This window comes from Alcanivorax borkumensis SK2 (assembly GCF_000009365.1).
Classification (GTDB): Bacteria; Pseudomonadota; Gammaproteobacteria; order Pseudomonadales; family Alcanivoracaceae; genus Alcanivorax; species Alcanivorax borkumensis.
This window is the reverse complement of sequence record NC_008260.1, coordinates 1,148,640-1,169,084: the sequence shown is the minus strand read 5'-3', so window position 1 is coordinate 1,169,084 and position 20,445 is coordinate 1,148,640. Positions and strand designations below refer to the sequence as shown.

Sequence of the window (20,445 nt, the reverse complement as noted above, 5' to 3'; positions counted from 1 at the left end):
GCCCTTGGGAGAGACCGGCATATTTGCTTCCACCAGTGTCAAATTATTGCCATTTTTCAACGCAAACGCCTGTCCTTCACAATTTTTCCATGGTTGTCATGTGATCATGCCTGCTCCCCAAAAAATGCTACGCAGTGCAGACGGCGCTGACGGCACCGTCCCCCTTGGCTACAATACGCGCCCACCGAATGCGCAGGAACGGGTCTGAATGAAGCTACTCCCCGACAGCAATCTCTTTCCCAATGGGCGAGAGCACTATAAGGACTGGGCCGGGCTCAATGCCGGCAGCATGGCCGCAGTGCTGGCCGAGCTGGCGCGTAGCCAAAACCATTTATTGGTGGTGCTAGCGCCCAATAGCAGCCGTGCCCAGCAGCTCACCGACTCACTAAGCTTCTACCTGACCGGCAGCAACACCCCGGTGATGCTGTTTCCGGACTGGGAAACCCTGCCCTACGATCTATTCAGCCCGCATCAGGACATTATCAGCGACCGTATTCAGGTTCTTCACCAGCTGCCCACTACCCATAAGGGCATTCTGGTGGTGCCGGTAAATACGCTAATGCAGCGATTGGCGCCGCCGATACATATCACCGGCAACAGTTTCCTGCTCAAGGTGGGTGATCGTTTCGACATGGAAGCTACCCGCAGCCGGCTAGTCGCCAGTGGCTACCGGCAGCGCGACAACGTGTACGAGCACGGCGAGTTTGCCGTGCGCGGGGCTATCATGGACATTTTTCCCATGGGCGCCGAGCAACCGTTCCGCATCGAACTGTTCGACGATGAAATCGAATCCCTGCGCCTGTTCGAAGCGGAAAGCCAGCGCTCCACCGGCAAAGTGGACAATATCACCCTGCTGCCCGCCGCAGAGTTTCCCCTCAGTGCCGAAGGTATTGCCCGCTTCCGTAGCCGCTTCCGCGATACTTTCGACGTGGATACCCGTCACGTGCCCCTTTATCAGGACGTGACCGACGGCCTAGCGGCGCCGGGCCTGGAATATTATCTACCCCTGTTCTATGAGGAGATGGCCACCTTATTCGATTACCTGCCCGACGATGTACGGCTGGTGGAACTGGCCGACACACAGAGCGCCATCAAGCACTTCTGGCAAGATGTGGAGCAGCGCCATGAATCCCGGCGCCACGATATTCACCGCCCGATTCTGGCTCCCTGGCAATTGTTCCTGCGCCCTGACGAGCTCAACGCCGCACTAAAGCAACATCCAAGAGCGCGCCAGATTCATAATGATTCAAGCGGCGCAGACCAGGCCATCCACTTTGACGTGGCGCCTATGCCTTCGCTCACCGCCGATGTGCGTGCCAACAATCCATTGGCTTTGCTGCATACCTTTTCCGACGCCCATCCTGATACCCATATCCTGATTTGTGCGGAAACCGCCGGGCGCAGGGAGGCCCTGCTGGAGTTGATGCAGAAGATTCAGATCCAGCCGGCCATGAAAGACAACTGGCCCGACTTCATTGCCAACTCGGCACGCTGGAACCTGACCCAAGGGGAGCTGGATGCGGGCTTCTACGCTCCGGAACACGCCTTACTCGTGGTCACCGAAAATGACCTGTATGGCGAGCGGGTACTGCAGCGCAGGCGCCGTAAATCCAGCAGCGACGACGGCGCCGCCGAGCAAGCGTTCCGCTCCTTAGGCGAAATGACCGTGGGCTCCCCGGTGGTGCATCTGGAGCACGGCGTGGGGCGTTACTTGGGCCTCACTCATATGGAAGTGCATCGCCAGCAACACGAATTTCTGCTGCTGGAATACGCCGGCGGCGACAAACTCTATGTACCGGTTTCCTCGTTGCATCTGATTAGCCGGTACGGTGGCGGTGACACCGCTCCCTTGAATCGTTTAGGCACTGAACAATGGACGAAGGCTCGCCAGAAAGCGGCCGAAAAAATCCACGATGTAGCTGCCGAGCTGCTCAACACCTACGCTCGGCGCGAGGCCAGAGAAGGCCGCCAGTTCGAACTGGACCTGAACGACTATGACCGTTTCAGCGCTAGCTTTCCCTTCGAGGAAACCCCGGACCAACAGGCGGCTATTGCCTCAGTGGTTGCCGACATGCAATCGAGCCAGCCCATGGATCGGCTGGTATGTGGTGACGTGGGTTTCGGCAAAACCGAAGTTGCCATGCGCGCCGCCTTCGTGGCGGTGGAAAACCAGACCCAGGTGGCGGTGCTGGTGCCCACCACCCTGCTTGCCCAACAGCACTACGAGTCATTCACCGATCGCTTTGCCGACTGGCCGGTAAATATCGAAGTACTGTCCCGTTTTCGCAGCGCCAAGGAAAAGACCCAGGTGTTACAGCGGCTTAAGGAAGGCAAGGTGGATATTCTGGTGGGCACCCATCAGCTCCTGCAAGAAACCGTATCGTTCGATAATCTGGGGCTGATTATTGTCGATGAAGAGCACCGCTTCGGGGTACGCCACAAGGAGCGCCTCAAGCAAATGCGGGCCGAGTGCGACATCCTCACCCTCACCGCCACGCCAATTCCGCGAACCCTGAATATGGCCATGAGCGGCATGCGAGATATCTCCATCATCGCTACCCCGCCGCAGAAACGCCTGTCGGTGAAAACCTTCGTACAGCAGCACAACGATACCGTCATCAAGGAAGCCTTACTGCGTGAATTATTGCGCGGCGGCCAAGTGTATTACCTGCACAACGACATCGACACCATGGAGAAAACCGCAGCGGACATCCGCAAACTGGTGCCCGATGCCCGCGTCGGCATTGCCCACGGGCAAATGCGCGAGCGGGAACTGGAAGCGGTGATGAGTGACTTTTACCACCGCCGCTTCAATGTGCTAGTGAGCACCACTATCATCGAAACGGGTATCGATGTGCCCAGCGCCAATACCATCATCATCGACCGGGCCGACAAGCTTGGGTTGGCCCAGCTTCATCAGCTGCGCGGCCGCGTGGGCCGCAGCCATCACCAAGCCTACGCCTACCTGATCACCCCCAGTCCCAAGGTGATGACCAAGGATGCGATCAAACGACTAGAAGCCATTGAGCAGGCCACCGACCTGGGGGCCGGCTTCATGCTCGCCAGCCAGGACATGGAAATTCGCGGCGCCGGCGAGCTGCTCGGCGAAGAACAACATGGCAATATCGAGACCATCGGTTTCAGTCTCTATATGGAAATGCTGGAACAAGCGGTGGATGCATTGAAGCGCGGCGAACAGCCGGATGTGGAAAAGCCCCTAAGCGGTGGCCCGGAACTGAACCTGCGCATTCCCGCACTGATTCCCGAAGATTATCTGCCCGATGTGTTCGGCAGGCTGACCCTCTACAAGCGCATCGCTGGGTGTAAAACCCGTGCCGGCCTGAAAGAGCTGAAAGTGGAAATGATCGACCGCTTCGGCCTGCTGCCCGAACCGGTAAAAAATCTGTTTGCTGTCACAGAACTACGTCAGCAGGCCGATCGACTGGGCATTATCCGCTTGGACGCCCACGCCACCGGCGGCAAGTTAGAGTTTGGCGAACGCACCCCTGTGGACCCGCTCACCATCGTCAAACTGGTCCAGTCCGGCCCCAACCGTTTCAAGCTGGAAGGTGCCAACGCCCTGCGTTTTGTGGAAGACAGCGAGACACCTGAAGAACGCATTAAAGTAGTACAGGAACTGCTTAAACGTCTGGCAGCTCAAAGCATTAAGCCCGACGCTCCGGCTTGAATACCAGCTATATCCTTTTGAGGCCAAGCACTGGAGGCCGACCACGGAAGTGGTATGCCTCCAGTGGCCACAGTGCAAGACTGACCGCTCCTTTATCACAAAAACCGTACCGATCAACCAATGCCCCGTGAGCAAACGGGAAGGCGTAAGGTATAAAGATATAGTCCGCACTATGGTGAAAGCCTGATCGACAAGCTGCACAAGGAGTTCTCGATGCATCGCGCATTATTGTTTGTTGCTCTTATCTTATTGGGCAACAGCGCCATGGCACAAAGATGGTATCAAGTAGAAGTCTTGGTGTTTGCCCATAACAACACCAGCAACGAAGAGCGCTGGGCCGCCGGCTTACAACCTCGCTATGCTTCTCAGGCCATCACCATAGGTCAGCCTGAATCTAATGAACTCGCTGACCCGGATGCGATTGCCCGCGGCGCTTGGCTGCCACTCCCCCAGGACGATGAAGTGCTTCGTTACATGCTCGAACGAATGGAAAGTAGCGGCAAATATCGCGAGCTTTATCATGCGGCATGGCAGCAGCCCATCGGTAGTGAGACCGATACTTTACCCATCTATATCCGGGGCGATCAGATGCTGATCAACGAGGGCGCAAACGTGCCGGAACTGGAAGGCACCTTACAATTCAGTAAATCTCGCTATCTTCATGTTAAGCCCCAAGTCTGGTTTAACACAGAAAGTAATGGAGAACGCCTGTACGTGAAAATAGATGAAAAACGCCGCCTTACTGGCCACCAAATCTATTATTTCGATCACGGTTTGTTCGGCATGTTGATCCGAATTACCCAAGCCTGATCAGCAACGCTCACCAATGGCACACTCGCCGTTTAAGCTAATACTGCTCTCACCTAAGCGCTAAGGTAGCGGACCCCTGTGAGGCGCTCGGACTCATCCCATAGCTTTTCTGCCAGCCCTACGTTATCGGTGATTTTACGCGCGAAAGCCGGAGCAGGATAACCTCGCAACTCGAAAACTTTTCCATCCGGGCCGTAATATCCCCCAGACGTCACATTATCACTGGTGGCTGCCATCACCCCAGGCAAGCATCCCATCTCGGCGGGCTGAGCCAACAACCAGTTAAACACGCCACCACCGGGCACCGTGTCCTGAAGATGGGTTGCAGAGTAGCCTGGGTGCGCCGCCATCACCTGAATGGAAGATCCGCATTTTTGTAAACGCCGATGCAAGTCTTTAGCGAAGATCAGGTTAGCCAACTTGCTTTGACAATAAAAAGACCAGCGTGAATACCGCTTCTCTGCGTTCAGATTTCCCCACAATATTTTTCCACCGCGGTGAGCCAAGCTGGAGATCTGAACGATGCGTGGAGCCGGCGCCGCTTCAAGCAGACTCAATAACGGCCCAGTCAATGCAAAATGGCCAAGATGGTTAGTGCCGAATTGCATCTCGAACCCCTCCTTGGTGCGCTGCAAAGGTGGCGCCATCACTCCCGCATTATTGAGCAACACATCCAGTTTATTAATACGCTGTTTGAGCGTAGCAACAAACGTTTTAACCGACTCAAGATCAGCCAAATCTAGCGGCAACACTGTTAAGCTAGCTTGCGGCGTCAATATCTTAACCTGCTCAGCAGCCGCTTCAGCTTTCGCTGTGTTGCGACATGCCATAATCACTTCTGCGCCATTAGCAACAAACAGCTTCACCGCTTCTAGGCCAATGCCGCTATTAGCCCCGGTGACAACAATCGTTTTACCAAACAGATCGGGAATGTGCGCCGGGCGCCAGCGGGACCGGGTCATGGTCGCTCCTTAATGTCAATTGTGACTACCATTGTTTTCCCCACGCAGCTCTAAAGCACGCTCATGTTGAGCCAATTGTCACTCCCCCCTTTATCCAAAAGATATTTCACAACAACCTCTGGCCATTGCTAAAATAGCGTCCCCTACCCCAGAGAATCTCCCATGGCGCGCGTCCAGCTCGAGTTACCCGAACAGTTCCTTTACACCCATACCATCAACGTGCGCATGACCGACCTGAACACCGGTAAACACGTGGGTAATGATCAGATGATTTCCTTGCTCTCGGAAGCCCGTTACCGGTTTTTTTGTGACATTGATTACAGCCAGGAGCGCATTGTGGTCACCGACTTGGTGGCCAACTATCTAGCGGAAAGCTTTGCCCGAGACGATCTGCAATTCGAGGTAGGGCTAATGGATTTCAACAAGTATGGTGCCGATCTGATTTTCCGAGTCACCAAGCAACCCAGCGGGCAGCTAGTGGTATTGGCCAAACAGGGCTTCGTATTTTTTGATCACGTCACCCACGCTGTAATGCCTATGCCAGAGGACTTCAAGGCAAAGTTTTCCGACATTACCTGAGGCCTCCAGCCAAACACCTACGGAGATCAACAACCCCAGTTTACCGCTTACAAAGCCATCCCTGTGCACCAGCCACAAGCCCAAGCCCACTGGAAATTAAATCCTCCCAGTTGCCCGGTTACATCCAGCACTTCGCCAATGAAATGCAAACCGGGCACCTCTTTGACAGCAAAATTTTTGGACGAAATGGCATCCGTATCCACCCCGCCCAAAGTCACTTCTGCGGTGCGGTAACCTTCAGTGCCAGAGGGTTTGAATGCCCAGCCTTTAAGCGTTCCTGCCACCGTGGCCAAGCGCTCATTGCTGAACTGCTGCAGAATACCCTGCCAACCAAACTGATCCACTAGTGCCGCCGCCAACCGCTGTGAAAAGTACTGCCGTAACCAGCGCTCCAGCCCACGGTTAGGATGCGCCCGACGCTCTTCAATCAATAGCGCAAACGGATCGTCTAGCTGGGGCAACCAATCCACGGTCACTGGCTGACCCGGTGTCCAGAAACTGGATACCTGCAACATAGCGGGCCCAGACAGCCCCCGGTGGGTGATCAGCATGGGCTCGGCAAAAGCGGCCTCGGCAGCCCGCGCCACGACCTCGGTGCTGATGCCCGACAACTGTGTCAGCCAGGCCTTGTCCTCGGGCTGTAAAGTGAACGGCACCAAGCCGGCACGGGTGGGTAAGACAGAGAGTCCAAATTGCTCCGCCAGTTGATAACCAAAGCCACTAGCCCCCATCGTTGGAATCGACAAACCACCGCAGGCCACCACCAACTTCGCACACTGGATGACACCGGCACTGGTGGTCAGACCAAAGCCTCTGGCCGTCTGCCTGACTTGCCGGATAGCGGTATTGAGGCGGATCTCGGCTCCCGCCCACTCACACTCGGTGAGCAGCACCCCGAGGATTTCCTTTGCTGATTCAGCGCAGAAAAGCTGCCCAGGGGCTTTTTCCACGTGCTCTATGCCATGGCGCTCAATTAATTCCACAAAATGCCAGGGACTGTAGCGTTTGAGAGCGGATTTACAGAAATGGGGATTCGCGGAGATGAAATGCTCCGGCGCGGTATTCAGGTTAGTGAAATTACACCGTCCGCCACCGGACATGAGAATTTTCTTGCCCGCTTTATTGGCATGGTCCAGCACCAGTACTCGATGGCCCTGATACGCTGCCGTAGCAGCGCACATCAGCCCGGCTGCGCCGGCACCGATAACCACTACATCGACCTCAGTTGCTGCTTTTTTACCTGCCCCTGTTATGCCTGACATGAGACCACCAGCGTAAATCCGACCGGCAAGGATAACGGGGATATCTTCCAGGTTCCATCTGGGCCGCTTCCTAAGCAGGCGGCGGCCATGCGATTCATTAAGCGCAACAGGTACTTTTCACCCTAATCTGTGATCAATCAGAATATAAGAACAGAGCGGCTGGCAGCGAATAACAGCGCTCTCAGCGATAGTACCGTCATTCTTACTGGTGGCCTTGAGAGCGGCGGCGCCTTCAACCTTCAACCTTCAACCGCCAGAGCATGGCCGGTTACAACGAATCCGGCGCAATCTCACATTCTCCCAAGGCTCGCTTTGCCGCTACTGCCCAAGCTCTTGTGCGGTGAAGGTATCCGCAAACAGAGGTGAACTGAGGTAACGTTCGCCGGAATCTGGCAGCACCACCACAATGGTCTTGCCGGCAAATTCGGGCTGCTGGCTAAGGCGATCTGCCACGCACATGGCAGCGCCACAGGAAATACCCGCCAGAATACCTTCTTCCTGCATTAGCTTGTGCGCCCACGCCATGGCGTCTTCGTTGTTGACCTGCTCCGCCCGGTCCACAACCGAGATATCTAAATTCTGGGGCACGAAACCTGCGCCGATTCCCTGAATTTTATGGGGCCCGTGGGTCGGCTCTTCGCCTTTTAAAGCAGCAGAGATCATCGTGGAAGAATCTGGCTCCACGGCAACAGCGGTGATGGCTTTACCCTGAGTATTCTTAAGATAGCGGGCGACACCGGTGATGGTACCGCCGGTGCCCACCCCACATACCAGTACATCAATATCCCCACCAGTATCTTCCCAGATTTCCGGGCCGGTGGTTTTTTCATGAATAGCCGGGTTCGCCGGGTTGTCGAACTGTTGCAGCATCAAGTGGGTATCCGGGCTTTCCTGCACCAGCTCTTCGGCCTTGGCGATGGCACCGGGCATGCCTTTAGGGCCCGGGGTAAGTACCAGTTTGGCGCCCAGCGCCTTGAGGATCTTGCGACGCTCTAAGCTCATGGAATCCGGCATGGTGAGCACCAGGTCATACCCTCGGGCGGCCGCCACATAGGCCAGCGCAATACCGGTATTACCACTGGTTGGTTCAACCAGGGTCATGCCCGGCTTGAGCTTACCGCTCTTTTCCGCATCCTGAACCATGGATGCCCCGATGCGGCACTTAACGCTACCAGCCGGGTTACGGGATTCGATCTTGGCGAGAATATTACCCTGGCTGATACGATTGATCTTTACCAAAGGAGTGTTGCCGATGGTTTCGCTATTGTCTTGGTAGATGCGGGTCATATTGATCTCTCCGTTCTTGGCGCATGGCGCACAATGGCTTACTGCGGTTTATCCTGCTTTTTCAGCCGCCGGTTCCAACGCTGGCGCGCATACAAACGCAAGTCGGCCACGTTATCAGTTTCATCCATAATTTCACGGCCCAAGATGCTTTCTAAAATATCTTCCAGGGTGATCAGACCCACCCAAGTGCCGTGCTCATCATAAACCACAGCCATATGCTGACGTTGCGTCAACATCACACTGAACAACTCTTGGATACTCAGCGTGGTATGTACCATGGACACTTGCCGAGCCAACGTTTGCATGGTCTTTTCCATGTCGCTGTCGAGCAAATCGGACTTATGGATATACCCTTTCGCTTCACCGCTGTCACTCATCACTGGGTAACGAGAGAAGGGCTGCCCTTTCTCACGTTCGCGAAATTCACCCACTGTCATGGTCGGAGACACCGTGCGGCATACCGTACGCGGCGTCATGATGGCGCCCACAGGAATATCGTGCAAACGCAGAATATTATGGATCACTCGATGTTCGTCATCATCCAGTGCCCCCTGATCCTCACCCATGTCTGCCAGTGCGCGAATTTCTGCACGCACATCCACATCGTGTTCGTTGCCACCGATTCGGCTGGTAATCAATTTCGATAACCAAACGAAGGGAAGTAACGACACCATAATGACCTTGAGTGTAGGCGGTAGAGCCGGTGCCAACGAGCGCCAGTATTTAGCGCCAATGGTTTTCGGGATAATTTCGGAAAAGATCAAGATTGCCAGCGTCATGATGCCGGACGCAGCCCCCAGCCACGCTTCCCCGAATACCACCGCCACCTGGGCACCTACCCCCGTGGCACCCACCGTATGCGCCACCGTGTTCAGGGTGAGAATCGCCGACAGCGGTTTGTCGATATCATCCTTAAAGGCGCGCAGACTTTTATACAGTGCTGGGCGAGTGTCACGCAGGCCAGCAATAAAGCTTGGAGTAATAGACAGCAACGCAGCTTCCAGCACGGAGCACACAAAGGAAAAGCCAATGGAGATGGTGGCGAAGATAATCAGTAACGTCACCGATGCATGCTCCTTATGCCAGTACGCGGTTCAACTGAGCCGCGCACATCAGGGTTATTAGGGTATGTAATGCGCCGCGAAGTCCGCTAGCACCTGTCGTACATTGGCCATGCCATCGTGTATCACCGCGTCAATTTCCGCCATGGTAATTTCATGGCTGGACTTGCCGGCCGCCGGATTCACTACCAGAGACAGCATGGCGTAAGGCAGCTCTAGCTCCCGAGCCAGAACCGCTTCCGGCATACCGGTCATGCCGACGATATCGCAACCATCACGCTCCAAGCGGTCAATTTCCGCCGCCGTTTCCAGCCGTGGGCCTTGGGTCGCACCGTAACATCCCCCATCGTTCCAGTGCAGATCAGCCGCGCCAAGTCGCGCTTTCAGAGCATTGCGTAAAGTAACATCAAACGGCCAACTGAAATCCACATGCACCAACGGTTCGCTAAGATTGTCGAACAGGGTCATCTCCCGACCGTAGGTGTAATCGATAATCTGATCGGGTAACACCAGCGCGCCAGTGGGCGCTTGGGCAGTAATGCCCCCCACCGCATTGGTCGCAACAATGGCGGTAGCCCCCGCCGCTTTCAACGCCGCCAGATTCGCCCGGTAATTCACCTGGTGGGGTAACAGCAGATGGGGGTCGCCATGACGGGCTAAAAACAAGACTCTCTGCCCATTCAGTGCCCCTTCTACCACCGGCGCAGAAGCAGCCCCAAAGCGGGTCTCAGGTGTGTGCGAGTCGATGATGCGCAGGTTGTCCATACGCGTCAGGCCTGTACCACCAATAAACGCCAACATTAGAGATCACTCTCTTTGACCGCATAAATACCCGGAGCATTGCGCCAGAAGCCCTTGTAATCCATACCCATACCAAAGAGGTAATAGTCATCCGCTTCGAGAGCGGTGAAATCAGCTTTCAAACCAGGTCGTGCTTTTCGATCGTGTTTCTTGTCTACCAATACACAGGTCTTCACAGAGGCTGCGCCTTGGGACTTACACGCTTCGATAATCGACAACAAGGTGGAGCCAACATCGAGGATGTCGTCCACAATCACCACATGGCGGCCTTGCAGAGTGGCGCTGGGCGTCACAATCCACTCCACTTCACCACCAGTGGTGGCGCCCAAATAACGGCTGGCGTGGAGATAATCCATTTCCAGCGGAAAATCCAATCGCTTGACCAGTTCCGCCGCGAAGATCATCCCACCGTTCATAATGGTCACGAATACTGGCACCTTGCCGGAGCAGGCTTCGGTGACTTCAAAGGCCAGTTTACCGATGGCTTCCTGTACCTGATCAGAGGAATGCAGTTCGATGGCGTTACGCCGAACTGTCATTAATTCCTTTTGCAGTTCTTCAGCGCTGGACATGCTGGAGCTCCTCCGCGTTGCTGTCTTCCAAACCCGTTGCCGGGGCATCATCGTTCTGGCCAACCAGGTGCAACGTGCGTGTGGGGAACGCAAATTCGGCACCGTGTTGATGGACAATATTCATGATTTTCATCAGCACATCTTGTTTGATCTCATGATACTGAACCCACTCCGTGGTTTTAGTGAACGTATAAATAAAGAACTCCAGGTGAGAGGCTCCATAGCTATCGAAGTTCACGATCAACGTGCGCTTATCCGTTTCCAGATCTTCATGTTCAACCAGCATGGTGCGAACGTCCGCCACAATGGCGGGCATTTTCTGCCAATCATCATAACGGATGCCGATTTTTTCATTGATTCGGCGGTTGTACATCCGCGACGGGTTTTCCAGCACGATGGAGGTAAACATGGCATTGGGAATATACAGCGGGCGTTGATCAAAGGTGCGGATGCGCGTTAGGCGCCAACCGATATCCTCCACGCTACCTTCGATGGAACGATCCGGTGAACGCACCCAATCCCCCACCCGGAATGGTTTATCCAGGTAGACCATCATGCCGCCGAAGAAGTTGGCCAATAGATCCTTGGCAGCAAAGGCTACCGCCATGCCGCCAATACCGCCAAAGGCCAGCACACCGGAAATGCTATAGCCCAACGTCTGCAAAATAATCAGCAGGGAGGTAATAATGACCGACACCCGCAACAACTTGGCAACCGCCGCCGCCGTGGATTGATCCATGGGTTTACGCATGCGGCCCGGATCAATCAGGTTCTTTTCGGTATAGGAAATAAACCGGCTCAGGAACATGGCAATAATGATAATAAAGGCAATGCGACGAGCCTGTGGCACCATTTCAAACAGCACGTTGTCTTCCTGTGAAACCGCCTGCAACAGCTCCATGGACACGGACAAGCCAATGACCCAGAACACCAAACGCACGGGAATTCGCACGGCTTCCAGCAAGGCGTCATCCCACAGGGTTTCAGTTTTTCCAATTAACCGCTCAGCCACGTCGATGCTGCGCATCAAAATAAAATTGATGGAGACAGTGCACAGCACAATGATAAACAGCTGAGTCAGCCAGATATCCATTGGCGTCTCGACCGTTGGCCACTGCAGCAGTTGATTCCAATCCCAGTTCATTAATATTGTCCTTCGCGTTTACGGTTCAATTCAGTGTTCACGTAATGCTGCAGCCAAATCAGCGGCCACCGCCCTGCGCTGTGCGTCCATAGGCAGGCGCGGGCGGGCACGCAGCCCTGCCGCCGGTACCTGCCCTGAAAAGTTCTGTGTGCCCAGAAAATCCAGAACTTGCTCCGCCCCTTCGCAGCAATTGCAAGCCAATACCATGTCGCAGCCCGCCTCCAACGCTGCTTGCGCGCGCTGGGGGTATCCGCCCACACCGTGGGCTCCAGCCATGGACAGATCATCAGAGAAAATTACACCACGGAAGCCCAGTCGCTCACGCAGCTGCGTCTGCAACCAATAACGGGAGAAACCGGCGGTCTGTTGTTCCACGGCGCTATAGATCACATGGGCCGGCATGATGCCGTCCAGTTTTGGCGCCAAAGCCATGAAAGGGCGCATGTCCGCCGCCTCCAATTCAGACAGAGGGCGTGGATCTATTGGTAATTCCAGATGAGAATCCGCGCCCACATGGCCATGGCCGGGAAAGTGCTTGCCCGTGGCCGCCATGCCAGCGGCGCTCATGCCGTCGATAAAGGCGCCAGCCAGAGCAATCATGGCATCGGCATCGCCATGGAAGCTGCGATCACCGATCACCGAGCTGTTGCCGTAATCCAGATCCAACACCGGCGCAAAGCTGATATCGATATCCAGTTCGGTTAGCTCCGAGGCCATCAGCTCCCCTAGCAAGGTCGCTTCCCCCACGGCTTGAGCCGGAGCCTGATCATAACGCTGCCCCAGGGCCGCCATAGGCGGCAAACGCACAAAGCCGTCGCGAAAGCGCTGTACGCGCCCGCCTTCCTGGTCCACGGCAATCAGCATCTCCGGGCGCACAGCACGAACCTGCTGCACCAATTCCGCCAGTTGTTGGCGATCCACATAATTGCGGGCAAACAGAATCAAACCACCGGCACCGGGGTGTGCCAGCATGTCTTTTTCCGAGGCACTGACCTCAAGACCTTCCAGATCAAGCATTAATAGCGGGGACGCGGATGCAGACATGGCAACCTTATAGACAGAGGACATTAATCGGTGATTGTCACCCGGGTGCCAACCGACACTTGGTCAAACAGACGAATCACCGCATCGTTTCGCATCCGGATACAGCCATGGGAAGCGGGTGTTCCCATGGGCTCATAGTCCGGTGTGCCATGAATATAAATAAAGCGCCGAAAACTATCCACGTCACCGCCAAGATTCCTACCTGGTTCCATCCCCCCAAGCCAGAGAATTCGACTGAGCACCCAATCACGTTCGGGGAATCGGGCTCCCAGCTCGGCATCAAACACTTCACCGGAAAACTTACGCCCCAATAGTACCGCTCCGGGCGGTAGGCCCGCACCAAAACGCGCCCGTACCACATGGACACCACGCGGCGTAGCACCACTGCCCATAGCTTCACCGGCACCATTAGCGGCACTGGATATGGCAAACCGTTCAGTAACGTGCTCGCCGCGCAGTGCCAACCACTGCTCAGACAAATTGATCATCAATTTCATGGGAATAGTTTCAGGCTGGGCATTGAAAGTTGCAACGTGCGCGCTAGCGGGACCCGATGATCAAGGTTATCAGCATGGGCACCACAACGGGTCTTTATTGAGAGCCCTTAGTGTCAACGCTTAACAGATCCGGCACATCTGCCTTAATGCCCCCCACCAAAAACGACAAGAGACGGCGAGTGATATCTGCGGCACTGGCATCCACATTGAAGTCGGCCTTGCTAATACTCTGCAGCGATTGCATACCAGACAGGGTAAAAATCACCGCGCCGAGACTGAACTGCACCCGCCAGAATAGCTCCATGGGCGACACACCCGGCACGGCCTGATGCAAATGTCGCTGCAAACGGGCAAAAACGGCGCCGTAGTGTTTGTGAAGATATTCGCGCAGGTGAACCTGCGGCTGACTGTAAGCCTGCCCGGAAAGACGGAAGAAAATCGCCGCCCGTTGAGGGTCATCAGGGTGAGTACCCAACGCCAAGCGGAACACGATACCCAGCACATATTCAGGAGTATCAAGAATACCAGAGGTTTCCATTTCGTCGAGTTTGGCATCCAAAGCCCGGCTAAATGGCTTCAGAAATCGTTCAAACACCGCCTGAATCAAGGCTTCTTTTGAACCAAAATGGTAATTCACCGCAGCAAGATTCACTCCGGCTTTACTAGTAATGGCACGCAAACTGGTTTCTGCAAAGCCCTTTTGGGCGAACAATACCTCTGCAGCATCAAGAATCCGGTCTACTGTTCCCGCCTGTGCCATACCCTGCCCTGTGTGTTCGAAACATACGTTTCAAACATACGTTTGCCCGACAGGAGGGTCAAGAAAGAAAGCCAGGTATCCAGCGTAAACTTCAACGCTCGCCATCTCATGAAAACACGGGTGTTATCACCACGTATTTGGCGCCCAGCATCATGCTAAAAATAATACACCAGCTCCGACTGGATAAAATCAGAGCGGCTGACGGGACCTAGGCCGGGGTTGCTATTCACGTTGCGCAGCGCATCTTGATACAGTTGCGTGGCACTTTGTGGCTTCCCAGCATCGGTATAAAAACGGGCTTCCAGAGTTACCTTCAGGTTGTTGCCAATACGACGGCTGGATTCCACGCTAAACGCTTTTTCTTGCTCTTGCGTATCATAGATAACCCCGGCAAGGATTTCAGTGGAGGCCACGTTGTTGAACGTAAACCGGGTTCCGAACAACACATCACTTGCCATGGGCGAAGCCAAACTATCGGCTCGGTCTTCCCACATATATTCCACGATCCAGCCTAGATCTGCCGCCGTATCAAACAAACCCACTTGGGTATATTCAAAACCGCCATCCACGGCACTGAAACGCTCGCCCTGACCGGATCGACTTATCGCTTCCAGTTTCCACAGCCAACCGCTGTTCAGGTATTGAAGCTCCAGCCCTGTCTGATCAATAACGTTATACAACGGAGTCAATTGCGGATTACTGCCCGCCGGCAACTGCCCGGTGGCAATCAGTGCTGACAACTCCGCCATGGTGAGAGCATCAGGCACCAGCAACGGCTCCCGACTGGTGCCGGAAAAATGCGACAGCGCCAGCTCAAGCCCATTGTCGAAGTACTGCTGGTAGCGAATGGCAAAATCGAACCGCTGATTTTCCTTTGAGGATTCGTAGTAGGCATTGTTGGATATCGGCAAAGGTGTACGCGGTCGACCGTCTTCGCCCGCATAAGTGCGCTCACGAAAGCCTGGTAGAATGAACACATCGACAATCCCCCAGTTGCGAACAGTGGACAGGTTAATCATGGGTTGGCCGAGCTTTTCCTCGCCGTCCACCTGGTCCACCAGATCGGTCTGGTTGATAACGTCCACCAAATGCCGGCCTTCAGTTACGCCCCAAAACACCTTGCGAATACCCACACGCGATTCCCAGCCGTTGCCCACATGAATCCAAGACAGTTCGCGAATATCCCAATGGGTCCGCTCCGTATCGTTTTCATCCACTCGGGCATAGGGAATAAACGTGAGCAGGTCATCACGGTTGTTCCATTCATGGAGGATTTCCGGCTTTAGATACACGGAACCGTTGGTCGAATAATCCGACTGAGGGTAAGGCGAATCCTGGGTAAAGTAACGCCCTTCCAACCCCACTTCACCGCGAAATTCCCACGCAAAGGAAGCCAATGGCATCGTCAACAGCGAAGCCGTAACCAACCCGATTTTCATAGTACTAACGCGCGAGATCAACGTGCGCGTTTCAAGCTATTTTTGTTGAAATCCGCACCGTCCAGCCCGGTACCGTAGCGGTAGTTACTCCAGAATAGGTCGGTGGATTTTCCGGTTTGGTGGTTGACCATGGACATCTTCCCAGGCTGCCAATACTTGTCCTGGTACTGGGAAAAATCACTGGCTTTCAGTGTCTTGAGCAGGCTTTCCTTGCGATCGTAATAATCTACTTTCCAGGTACGGTATTCCTGCTGATCGATCCAGGAAACCTGACGGATATAACCGGAGTCTTCATCTTGCGGGTAACGAGCTACCACAAAACAGGTCAGCTCGCCGCAGGGCTCATCGCGCAGGTATTCGTAGGTGTATTTCTCCACTTCCTGGCCGCGCATGTCTTCAAAACTAAACTCACTGCCCATGAAAGGCCCGGATTTATTCCGCGAGGCGATGGTCTTTACCCGGCGGAGGGCGGGCAGATACAGCCACTGGTCGTCGTCGCGGGTTTTGTAGCTGAACGTGAGCATGGCCGTACCACGTACATCACGGGGGGTATCGAAAATGGTCAAGCTCTTGTCGCCCTCCCCCTCGCCGGTGCCTTCCAGCGTTTTCACTCGCAGCTCCCGCTCAGAGGTCTGGCCGCTCTTACTGATCAGCACCATTTTCATGTCCGCCTGGAAGTCCCCGAAACCCTCGCCACGGCTATCCGCCTCCTGGGCGATTTGCAGCCCTTTTTCTTCCGGGCTCTGGGCCAGCACAGTGGGCGCAGCCAAGCTGATAAACAAAACGGCAGGCAGTAAACGAACGTTCATGGAGTTCCTCACGGTACACATGTCTGGGGCGATGCCGGCAAAGCAAGCAACAGCGTGTTTACCATGATAGCGATTTAAACCAAAACGGCGATGCTCAAAGAGGCCAAAAAATAATTGACTGTTGATAGTGGCCCGCTGAGATTTCCATGAGCCCAAACGCAAGAGGCCGCCCCCTTCTCTGGGAGCGGCCTCTTGCGTTTGCCACCAGAAACATCATCGATGCACCTAGCGCTCAACTGCCTACGATCAACTATCGACTGACCTTCACCACTCTTCCAGATACCCCATGCAGTGCTCTACCAGCTCTCCCACGCGGGTAACGCTGTCAGCAAGGCGTTGCAGGTCACCGTCGGCCAGAGGGGCATAACGGTCTTCTGCCATCAAGTTAAGCGCATCACTTTCATTGGGCGGTGTCGGACGACGGGCCAAACCAGCCGCGCCCAGTGCGGTTTGCATTTCACCATCCAGCCAGGCAATCAGATCACCCCGATCGGCACGGGCACGAGCCAAAATAGCGATTTCCGGCGCCTCCACTCCCGCGTCCCGAAAAGCCTGCTCCAATGCAGCAAGGCTGAACAAGGTATCGGTATGGGCAACCTGAAAGGTCTTTCCAGATTGCCGCGCCAAGCCCACCAGCACGGAATAAAGGTGAAAGACCACCGCCCCACGCAATGCCAGCCGCACGGTTGGGGTGGCATCGGCCTGATCGTGAGTCAGTTGCTGCAACAGCGCGCGGGCAAAGTAGAGCCGCTCGCGCAAACCACTAACGGTATTATCTCGAACCATTCTGGACATAAAAAACACTCTTAAAACAGCTACCCACTACAAGCTTTGAGCTACAAGGCGCGGAGCACACCCAATGAATTGGCTAGCCGTACCCGCGTTCATCCTCTCTTTGCTGCGCGTGACCCTTCATCATTCAAGATACGAAAACAGCGGCCACAGGCTATAGCATGCATGTTACTTCTTGGCCGCGGCTTTTTTCTTCGTGGCCTTTTTCTTGGCCGCGGCTTTCTTTTTCGCGGGGGCTTTTTTCTTGGCCTGTTCCTCGACCCATTTGCCATCACGATAGAACGCCATCCAGCCGGTAGCCTTACCGTCGATCTCGCTCATCACATACTGCTCTTTGGCCTTGCGGCTATAGCGCAGCACGCCTTTATTGCCGTCCGGGTCCGTAGCAGGCGCTTGGGCCAAATAGGCATGTTTGGGATCCAGCTGCTCGGCCACACTCTGAATTTCTTCGATTAGTGGCGGCCGCGTTTCCCGATTTTTGGGGAACTTGCTGGCGGCCAGAAACAGGCCAGAGGCACCGTCACGCAACAGATAATGATCATCCACCTTCTGGCATTGCAGGTGCGGCATAGGAATCGGGTCGGCTCGTGGCGGTGCCGGCTCGCCGCTCTTAAGCAGCTTGCGGGTATTGCCACACTCATCATTGGTGCATTTGAAGAACTTGCCAAAACGCCCTGTGCGCAACTGCATATCATTGCCGCACTTCTCACATTCCAGCACCGGGCCATCATAACCCTTGATACGGAACTCACCCTTCTCGATCACATAACCGTCGCAGTCCGGGTTATTACCGCAAATATGCAATTTGCGCTTTTCGTCGATCAGGTAGTTTTCCATTGCGGTGCCACATTTCTGACAACGCTTCTTACTACGCAATTCATTGGTTTCCGCTTCTTCATCATCATCCGTTTTCACCGCTTCCGCTTCTTCACCAGGCAACAGGTTTAGTGTCGCGGTGCAGCGCTCTTTCGGCGGCAAAGCATAACCAGAACAGCCCAGGAACACTCCGGTGGAGCCGGTACGAATCTGCATCGGGCGGCCACAGCTAGGGCACTCGATATCGGTGTCGGTAGGCAGGTTGGCTCGCATGCCGCCCACTGCCTGCTTGCCAGTGCCTTCACCTTGGGCTGCATCCAGTTTGCTCACAAAGTCTTTGTAGAACTCGTTGAGCACGTCCTGCCAATTACGCCGCCCTTCGGCAACCTCATCCAAGGTTTCTTCCATGCTGGCGGTAAAGCCATAGTCCATCAGGTTGGGGAAGCTCTCTACCAGACGGTCAGTGACGATGTCGCCCATCTTTTCCGCATAGAAACGGCGGTTATCCTGACGCACGTAGCCACGGTCCTGAATGGTGGAGATAATCGCCGCGTAGGTAGACGGGCGACCAATGCCTCGCTTTTCCAGTTCCTTAACCAGGCTTGCTTCGGTAAAGCGCGCCGGCGGTTTGGTGAAATGCTGGTTGGCGTCCACATTATCGATGGCCAGCACATCGCCTTCTTTCACGTCCGGCAGCAAGGTGTCTTCTTGGCCCTTGCGCGAGGCCGGCGGCTGAATGCGAGTCCAACCATCGAACTTCATGATGCGCCCTTTCGCTTTCAGCTCATAGCCATTGCCGATGGCCGTCAGCGTGGAGCTGAGGTATTCCGCCGGGGGCATCTGGCAGGCAATAAACTGACGGCGAATCAATTCATAAAGGCGTTGCGCATCGCGTTCCATATCTTTCAGGGAATCGGAGGTACGCCGTACATCAGAAGGACGAATCGCTTCGTGCGCTTCTTGGGCCCCTTCCTTGCTGCTGTAAGACAACGGCTCGTCGGGAAGATACTTATCCCCCAGCTTTTCGCCGATCCATTCCCGGCAGGCTGCCACCGCATCGGAACTCAGGTTGGTGGAGTCGGTACGCATGTAGGTAATGTGGCCGGCTTCGTAAAGCCGTTGCGCCATCATCATGGTCTTTTTCACCCCGAAGCCCAGCCGCGTACTGGCCGCCTGCTGTAGGGTAGAGGTAATAAACGGCGCGGAAGGCTTGGAACGGGTCGGCCGTTGCTCGCGCTGACTGATGGTCAGGCGGCCGGCATTTTCCAGAGCTTGCTTGTGCGCCGCGGCATCGTCGCCGTTGTTAGGGCGGAACGCCAAACCGTTGTGCTTTGCCACCTGCAAACGCAGGGCTTCACCATCGCCGCTGTGGGTATCGCTGTAAAGCTCCCAGAATTCTTCCGGGATAAAAGCGCGGATTTCACGCTCACGCTCCACTACCAACTCCACCGCTACGGACTGAACCCGACCGGCAGACAATCCGCGGGCGATCTTTTCCCACAGCAGCGGGGAAATCATGAAGCCCACCACCCGATCCAGGAAGCGACGAGCCTGCTGGGCTTCTACCCGGTGCAAGTCCAGCTTGCCGGGTTCTTCGAAAGCCGCCTGAATGGCTTTCTTGGTAATTTCGTTGAACACCACCCGGTCGAAGCGCTCTTCATCGCCACCGATAACTTCCCGCAGGTGCCAGGCAATAGCCTCCCCTTCGCGGTCCAAATCCGTTGCCAGATAGATGCGGTCTGCTTTCGCAGCCAGGCGCTTGAGCTCATCAACCACCTTGTCCTTACCGGGGAGCACTTCATAGTGGGCGGCCCAGCCATTTTCCGGATCGATCCCCATACGATTGATCAGCTGCTTCTTGGCCTTCTTCTTTTTATAGGCATCCCGCTCTTCCTTGGGCAAGGAGCGCGTGTAGGCTGCCTCCTTGGCCCGCTCTTGAGGGGTGCTTTTTTTGGAGCCACCACTGACCGGCAGGTCGCGCACGTGGCCGACGCTGGACTTCACGATGAAGTCGTCGCCCAGGTAGCGGTTAATGGTTTTTGCCTTGGCAGGCGACTCCACAATTACTAACGATTTTCCCATTCTCAGGTACTCAACATCCGGTCTAAGGCGTGTGATGGGC

General features: G+C 55.2%; 17 protein-coding genes. 3 read left to right on the top strand and 14 right to left on the bottom strand.

Annotated features, from left to right (window positions below; all coding sequences use genetic code 11):
- The first annotated feature begins 208 nt into the window (after positions 1–208).
- Together mfd and ABO_RS05315 are read left to right on the top strand one after the other, a co-directional pair.
- Positions 209–3,688 carry a transcription-repair coupling factor gene (gene mfd, locus ABO_RS05320; RefSeq protein WP_011588312.1) on the top strand — a complete coding sequence of 1,160 codons (3,480 nt, stop codon included), beginning with the start codon at positions 209–211 and terminating at the stop codon, positions 3,686–3,688.
- A gap of 213 nt (positions 3,689–3,901) precedes the next feature.
- Positions 3,902–4,498 (top strand): peptidoglycan binding protein CsiV, encoded by a 597-nt coding sequence (locus tag ABO_RS05315; protein WP_011588311.1) that lies wholly within the window; start codon positions 3,902–3,904, stop codon positions 4,496–4,498.
- A 53-nt stretch (positions 4,499–4,551) separates the two neighbouring features.
- Here ABO_RS05315 and ABO_RS05310 read toward each other — a convergent pair whose 3' ends face one another.
- Positions 4,552–5,460, bottom strand: coding sequence for an oxidoreductase (locus tag ABO_RS05310; protein WP_011588310.1), 909 nt, complete (start codon positions 5,458–5,460; stop codon positions 4,552–4,554).
- A gap of 162 nt (positions 5,461–5,622) precedes the next feature.
- On the opposite strand from ABO_RS05310, the gene ABO_RS05305 reads away from it, so the two are divergent.
- Positions 5,623–6,039, top strand: coding sequence for a thioesterase family protein (locus tag ABO_RS05305; RefSeq protein WP_011588309.1), 417 nt, complete (start codon positions 5,623–5,625; stop codon positions 6,037–6,039).
- A 47-nt stretch (positions 6,040–6,086) separates the two neighbouring features.
- Here ABO_RS05305 and ABO_RS05300 read toward each other — a convergent pair whose 3' ends face one another.
- From ABO_RS05300 to topA, 13 genes are all read right to left on the bottom strand, one after another.
- Entirely contained in the window at positions 6,087–7,301 is a 1,215-nt protein-coding gene (locus ABO_RS05300) for an NAD(P)/FAD-dependent oxidoreductase (RefSeq protein WP_035458468.1), read from the bottom strand.
- Between the two features lie 318 nt (positions 7,302–7,619).
- Positions 7,620–8,588 (bottom strand): cysteine synthase A, encoded by a 969-nt coding sequence (gene cysK / locus ABO_RS05295; RefSeq protein WP_011588307.1) that lies wholly within the window; start codon positions 8,586–8,588, stop codon positions 7,620–7,622.
- A 38-nt stretch (positions 8,589–8,626) separates the two neighbouring features.
- Entirely contained in the window at positions 8,627–9,652 is a 1,026-nt protein-coding gene (locus ABO_RS05290) for a CNNM domain-containing protein (protein ID WP_011588306.1), read from the bottom strand.
- 57 nt (positions 9,653–9,709) lie between these two features.
- Positions 9,710–10,450 (bottom strand): S-methyl-5'-thioinosine phosphorylase, encoded by a 741-nt coding sequence (locus ABO_RS05285; protein ID WP_011588305.1) that lies wholly within the window; start codon positions 10,448–10,450, stop codon positions 9,710–9,712.
- On the bottom strand, positions 10,450–11,022 hold the full coding sequence (locus ABO_RS05280) for a hypoxanthine-guanine phosphoribosyltransferase (protein ID WP_011588304.1): 573 nt from the start codon (positions 11,020–11,022) through the stop codon (positions 10,450–10,452). The genes ABO_RS05285 and ABO_RS05280 overlap by 1 nt, the downstream gene beginning before the upstream one ends.
- The gene (locus ABO_RS05275) at positions 11,009–12,166 is read right to left on the bottom strand and encodes a mechanosensitive ion channel family protein (protein WP_011588303.1); all 1,158 of its coding nucleotides are present in this window, start codon (positions 12,164–12,166) and stop codon (positions 11,009–11,011) included. Before ABO_RS05275 ends, ABO_RS05280 begins: the two co-directional genes overlap by 14 nt.
- Before the next feature lie 30 nt (positions 12,167–12,196).
- Positions 12,197–13,234, bottom strand: a complete 1,038-nt coding sequence (gene nagZ / locus ABO_RS05270) for a beta-N-acetylhexosaminidase (protein WP_011588302.1) — start codon at positions 13,232–13,234, stop codon at positions 12,197–12,199.
- A complete protein-coding gene (locus tag ABO_RS05265) occupies positions 13,234–13,707 on the bottom strand; it encodes a L,D-transpeptidase (RefSeq protein WP_035458476.1) in 474 nt (157 codons plus the stop codon). Before ABO_RS05265 ends, nagZ begins: the two co-directional genes overlap by 1 nt.
- Before the next feature lie 94 nt (positions 13,708–13,801).
- A complete protein-coding gene (locus ABO_RS05260) occupies positions 13,802–14,467 on the bottom strand; it encodes a TetR/AcrR family transcriptional regulator (RefSeq protein ID WP_011588300.1) in 666 nt (221 codons plus the stop codon).
- Positions 14,468–14,622: 155 nt separating this feature from the next.
- A complete protein-coding gene (locus tag ABO_RS05255; protein ID WP_011588299.1) occupies positions 14,623–15,906 on the bottom strand; it encodes a hypothetical protein in 1,284 nt (427 codons plus the stop codon).
- 17 nt (positions 15,907–15,923) lie between these two features.
- Positions 15,924–16,715, bottom strand: a complete 792-nt coding sequence (locus ABO_RS05250) for an outer membrane lipoprotein-sorting protein (protein ID WP_011588298.1) — start codon at positions 16,713–16,715, stop codon at positions 15,924–15,926.
- Between the two features lie 264 nt (positions 16,716–16,979).
- Positions 16,980–17,510: a hypothetical protein gene (locus tag ABO_RS05245; RefSeq protein WP_035458480.1), complete on the bottom strand. Its 531-nt coding sequence runs from the start codon at positions 17,508–17,510 to the stop codon at positions 16,980–16,982.
- 165 nt (positions 17,511–17,675) lie between these two features.
- Positions 17,676–20,405: a type I DNA topoisomerase gene (gene topA, locus ABO_RS05240; protein WP_011588296.1), complete on the bottom strand. Its 2,730-nt coding sequence runs from the start codon at positions 20,403–20,405 to the stop codon at positions 17,676–17,678.
- Between the last annotated feature and the right edge of the window lie 40 nt (positions 20,406–20,445).

What these genes read in the sequence shown, in the direction of transcription:
- mfd (WP_011588312.1), top strand. Translation starts at nt 209, where the DNA reads ATGAAGCTACTCCCCGACAGCAATCTCTTTCCCAATGGGCGAGAGCAC.
- ABO_RS05315 (WP_011588311.1), top strand. Translation starts at nt 3,902, where the DNA reads ATGCATCGCGCATTATTGTTTGTTGCTCTTATCTTATTGGGCAACAGC.
- ABO_RS05310 (WP_011588310.1), bottom strand. Translation starts at nt 5,460, where the DNA reads ATGACCCGGTCCCGCTGGCGCCCGGCGCACATTCCCGATCTGTTTGGT.
- ABO_RS05305 (WP_011588309.1), top strand. Translation starts at nt 5,623, where the DNA reads ATGGCGCGCGTCCAGCTCGAGTTACCCGAACAGTTCCTTTACACCCAT.
- ABO_RS05300 (WP_035458468.1), bottom strand. Translation starts at nt 7,301, where the DNA reads ATGTCAGGCATAACAGGGGCAGGTAAAAAAGCAGCAACTGAGGTCGAT.
- cysK (WP_011588307.1), bottom strand. Translation starts at nt 8,588, where the DNA reads ATGACCCGCATCTACCAAGACAATAGCGAAACCATCGGCAACACTCCT.
- ABO_RS05285 (WP_011588305.1), bottom strand. Translation starts at nt 10,450, where the DNA reads ATGTTGGCGTTTATTGGTGGTACAGGCCTGACGCGTATGGACAACCTG.
- ABO_RS05280 (WP_011588304.1), bottom strand. Translation starts at nt 11,022, where the DNA reads ATGTCCAGCGCTGAAGAACTGCAAAAGGAATTAATGACAGTTCGGCGT.
- ABO_RS05275 (WP_011588303.1), bottom strand. Translation starts at nt 12,166, where the DNA reads ATGAACTGGGATTGGAATCAACTGCTGCAGTGGCCAACGGTCGAGACG.
- nagZ (WP_011588302.1), bottom strand. Translation starts at nt 13,234, where the DNA reads ATGTCCTCTGTCTATAAGGTTGCCATGTCTGCATCCGCGTCCCCGCTA.
- ABO_RS05265 (WP_035458476.1), bottom strand. Translation starts at nt 13,707, where the DNA reads ATGAAATTGATGATCAATTTGTCTGAGCAGTGGTTGGCACTGCGCGGC.
- ABO_RS05260 (WP_011588300.1), bottom strand. Translation starts at nt 14,467, where the DNA reads ATGGCACAGGCGGGAACAGTAGACCGGATTCTTGATGCTGCAGAGGTA.
- ABO_RS05255 (WP_011588299.1), bottom strand. Translation starts at nt 15,906, where the DNA reads ATGAAAATCGGGTTGGTTACGGCTTCGCTGTTGACGATGCCATTGGCT.
- ABO_RS05250 (WP_011588298.1), bottom strand. Translation starts at nt 16,715, where the DNA reads ATGAACGTTCGTTTACTGCCTGCCGTTTTGTTTATCAGCTTGGCTGCG.
- ABO_RS05245 (WP_035458480.1), bottom strand. Translation starts at nt 17,510, where the DNA reads ATGTCCAGAATGGTTCGAGATAATACCGTTAGTGGTTTGCGCGAGCGG.
- topA (WP_011588296.1), bottom strand. Translation starts at nt 20,405, where the DNA reads ATGGGAAAATCGTTAGTAATTGTGGAGTCGCCTGCCAAGGCAAAAACC.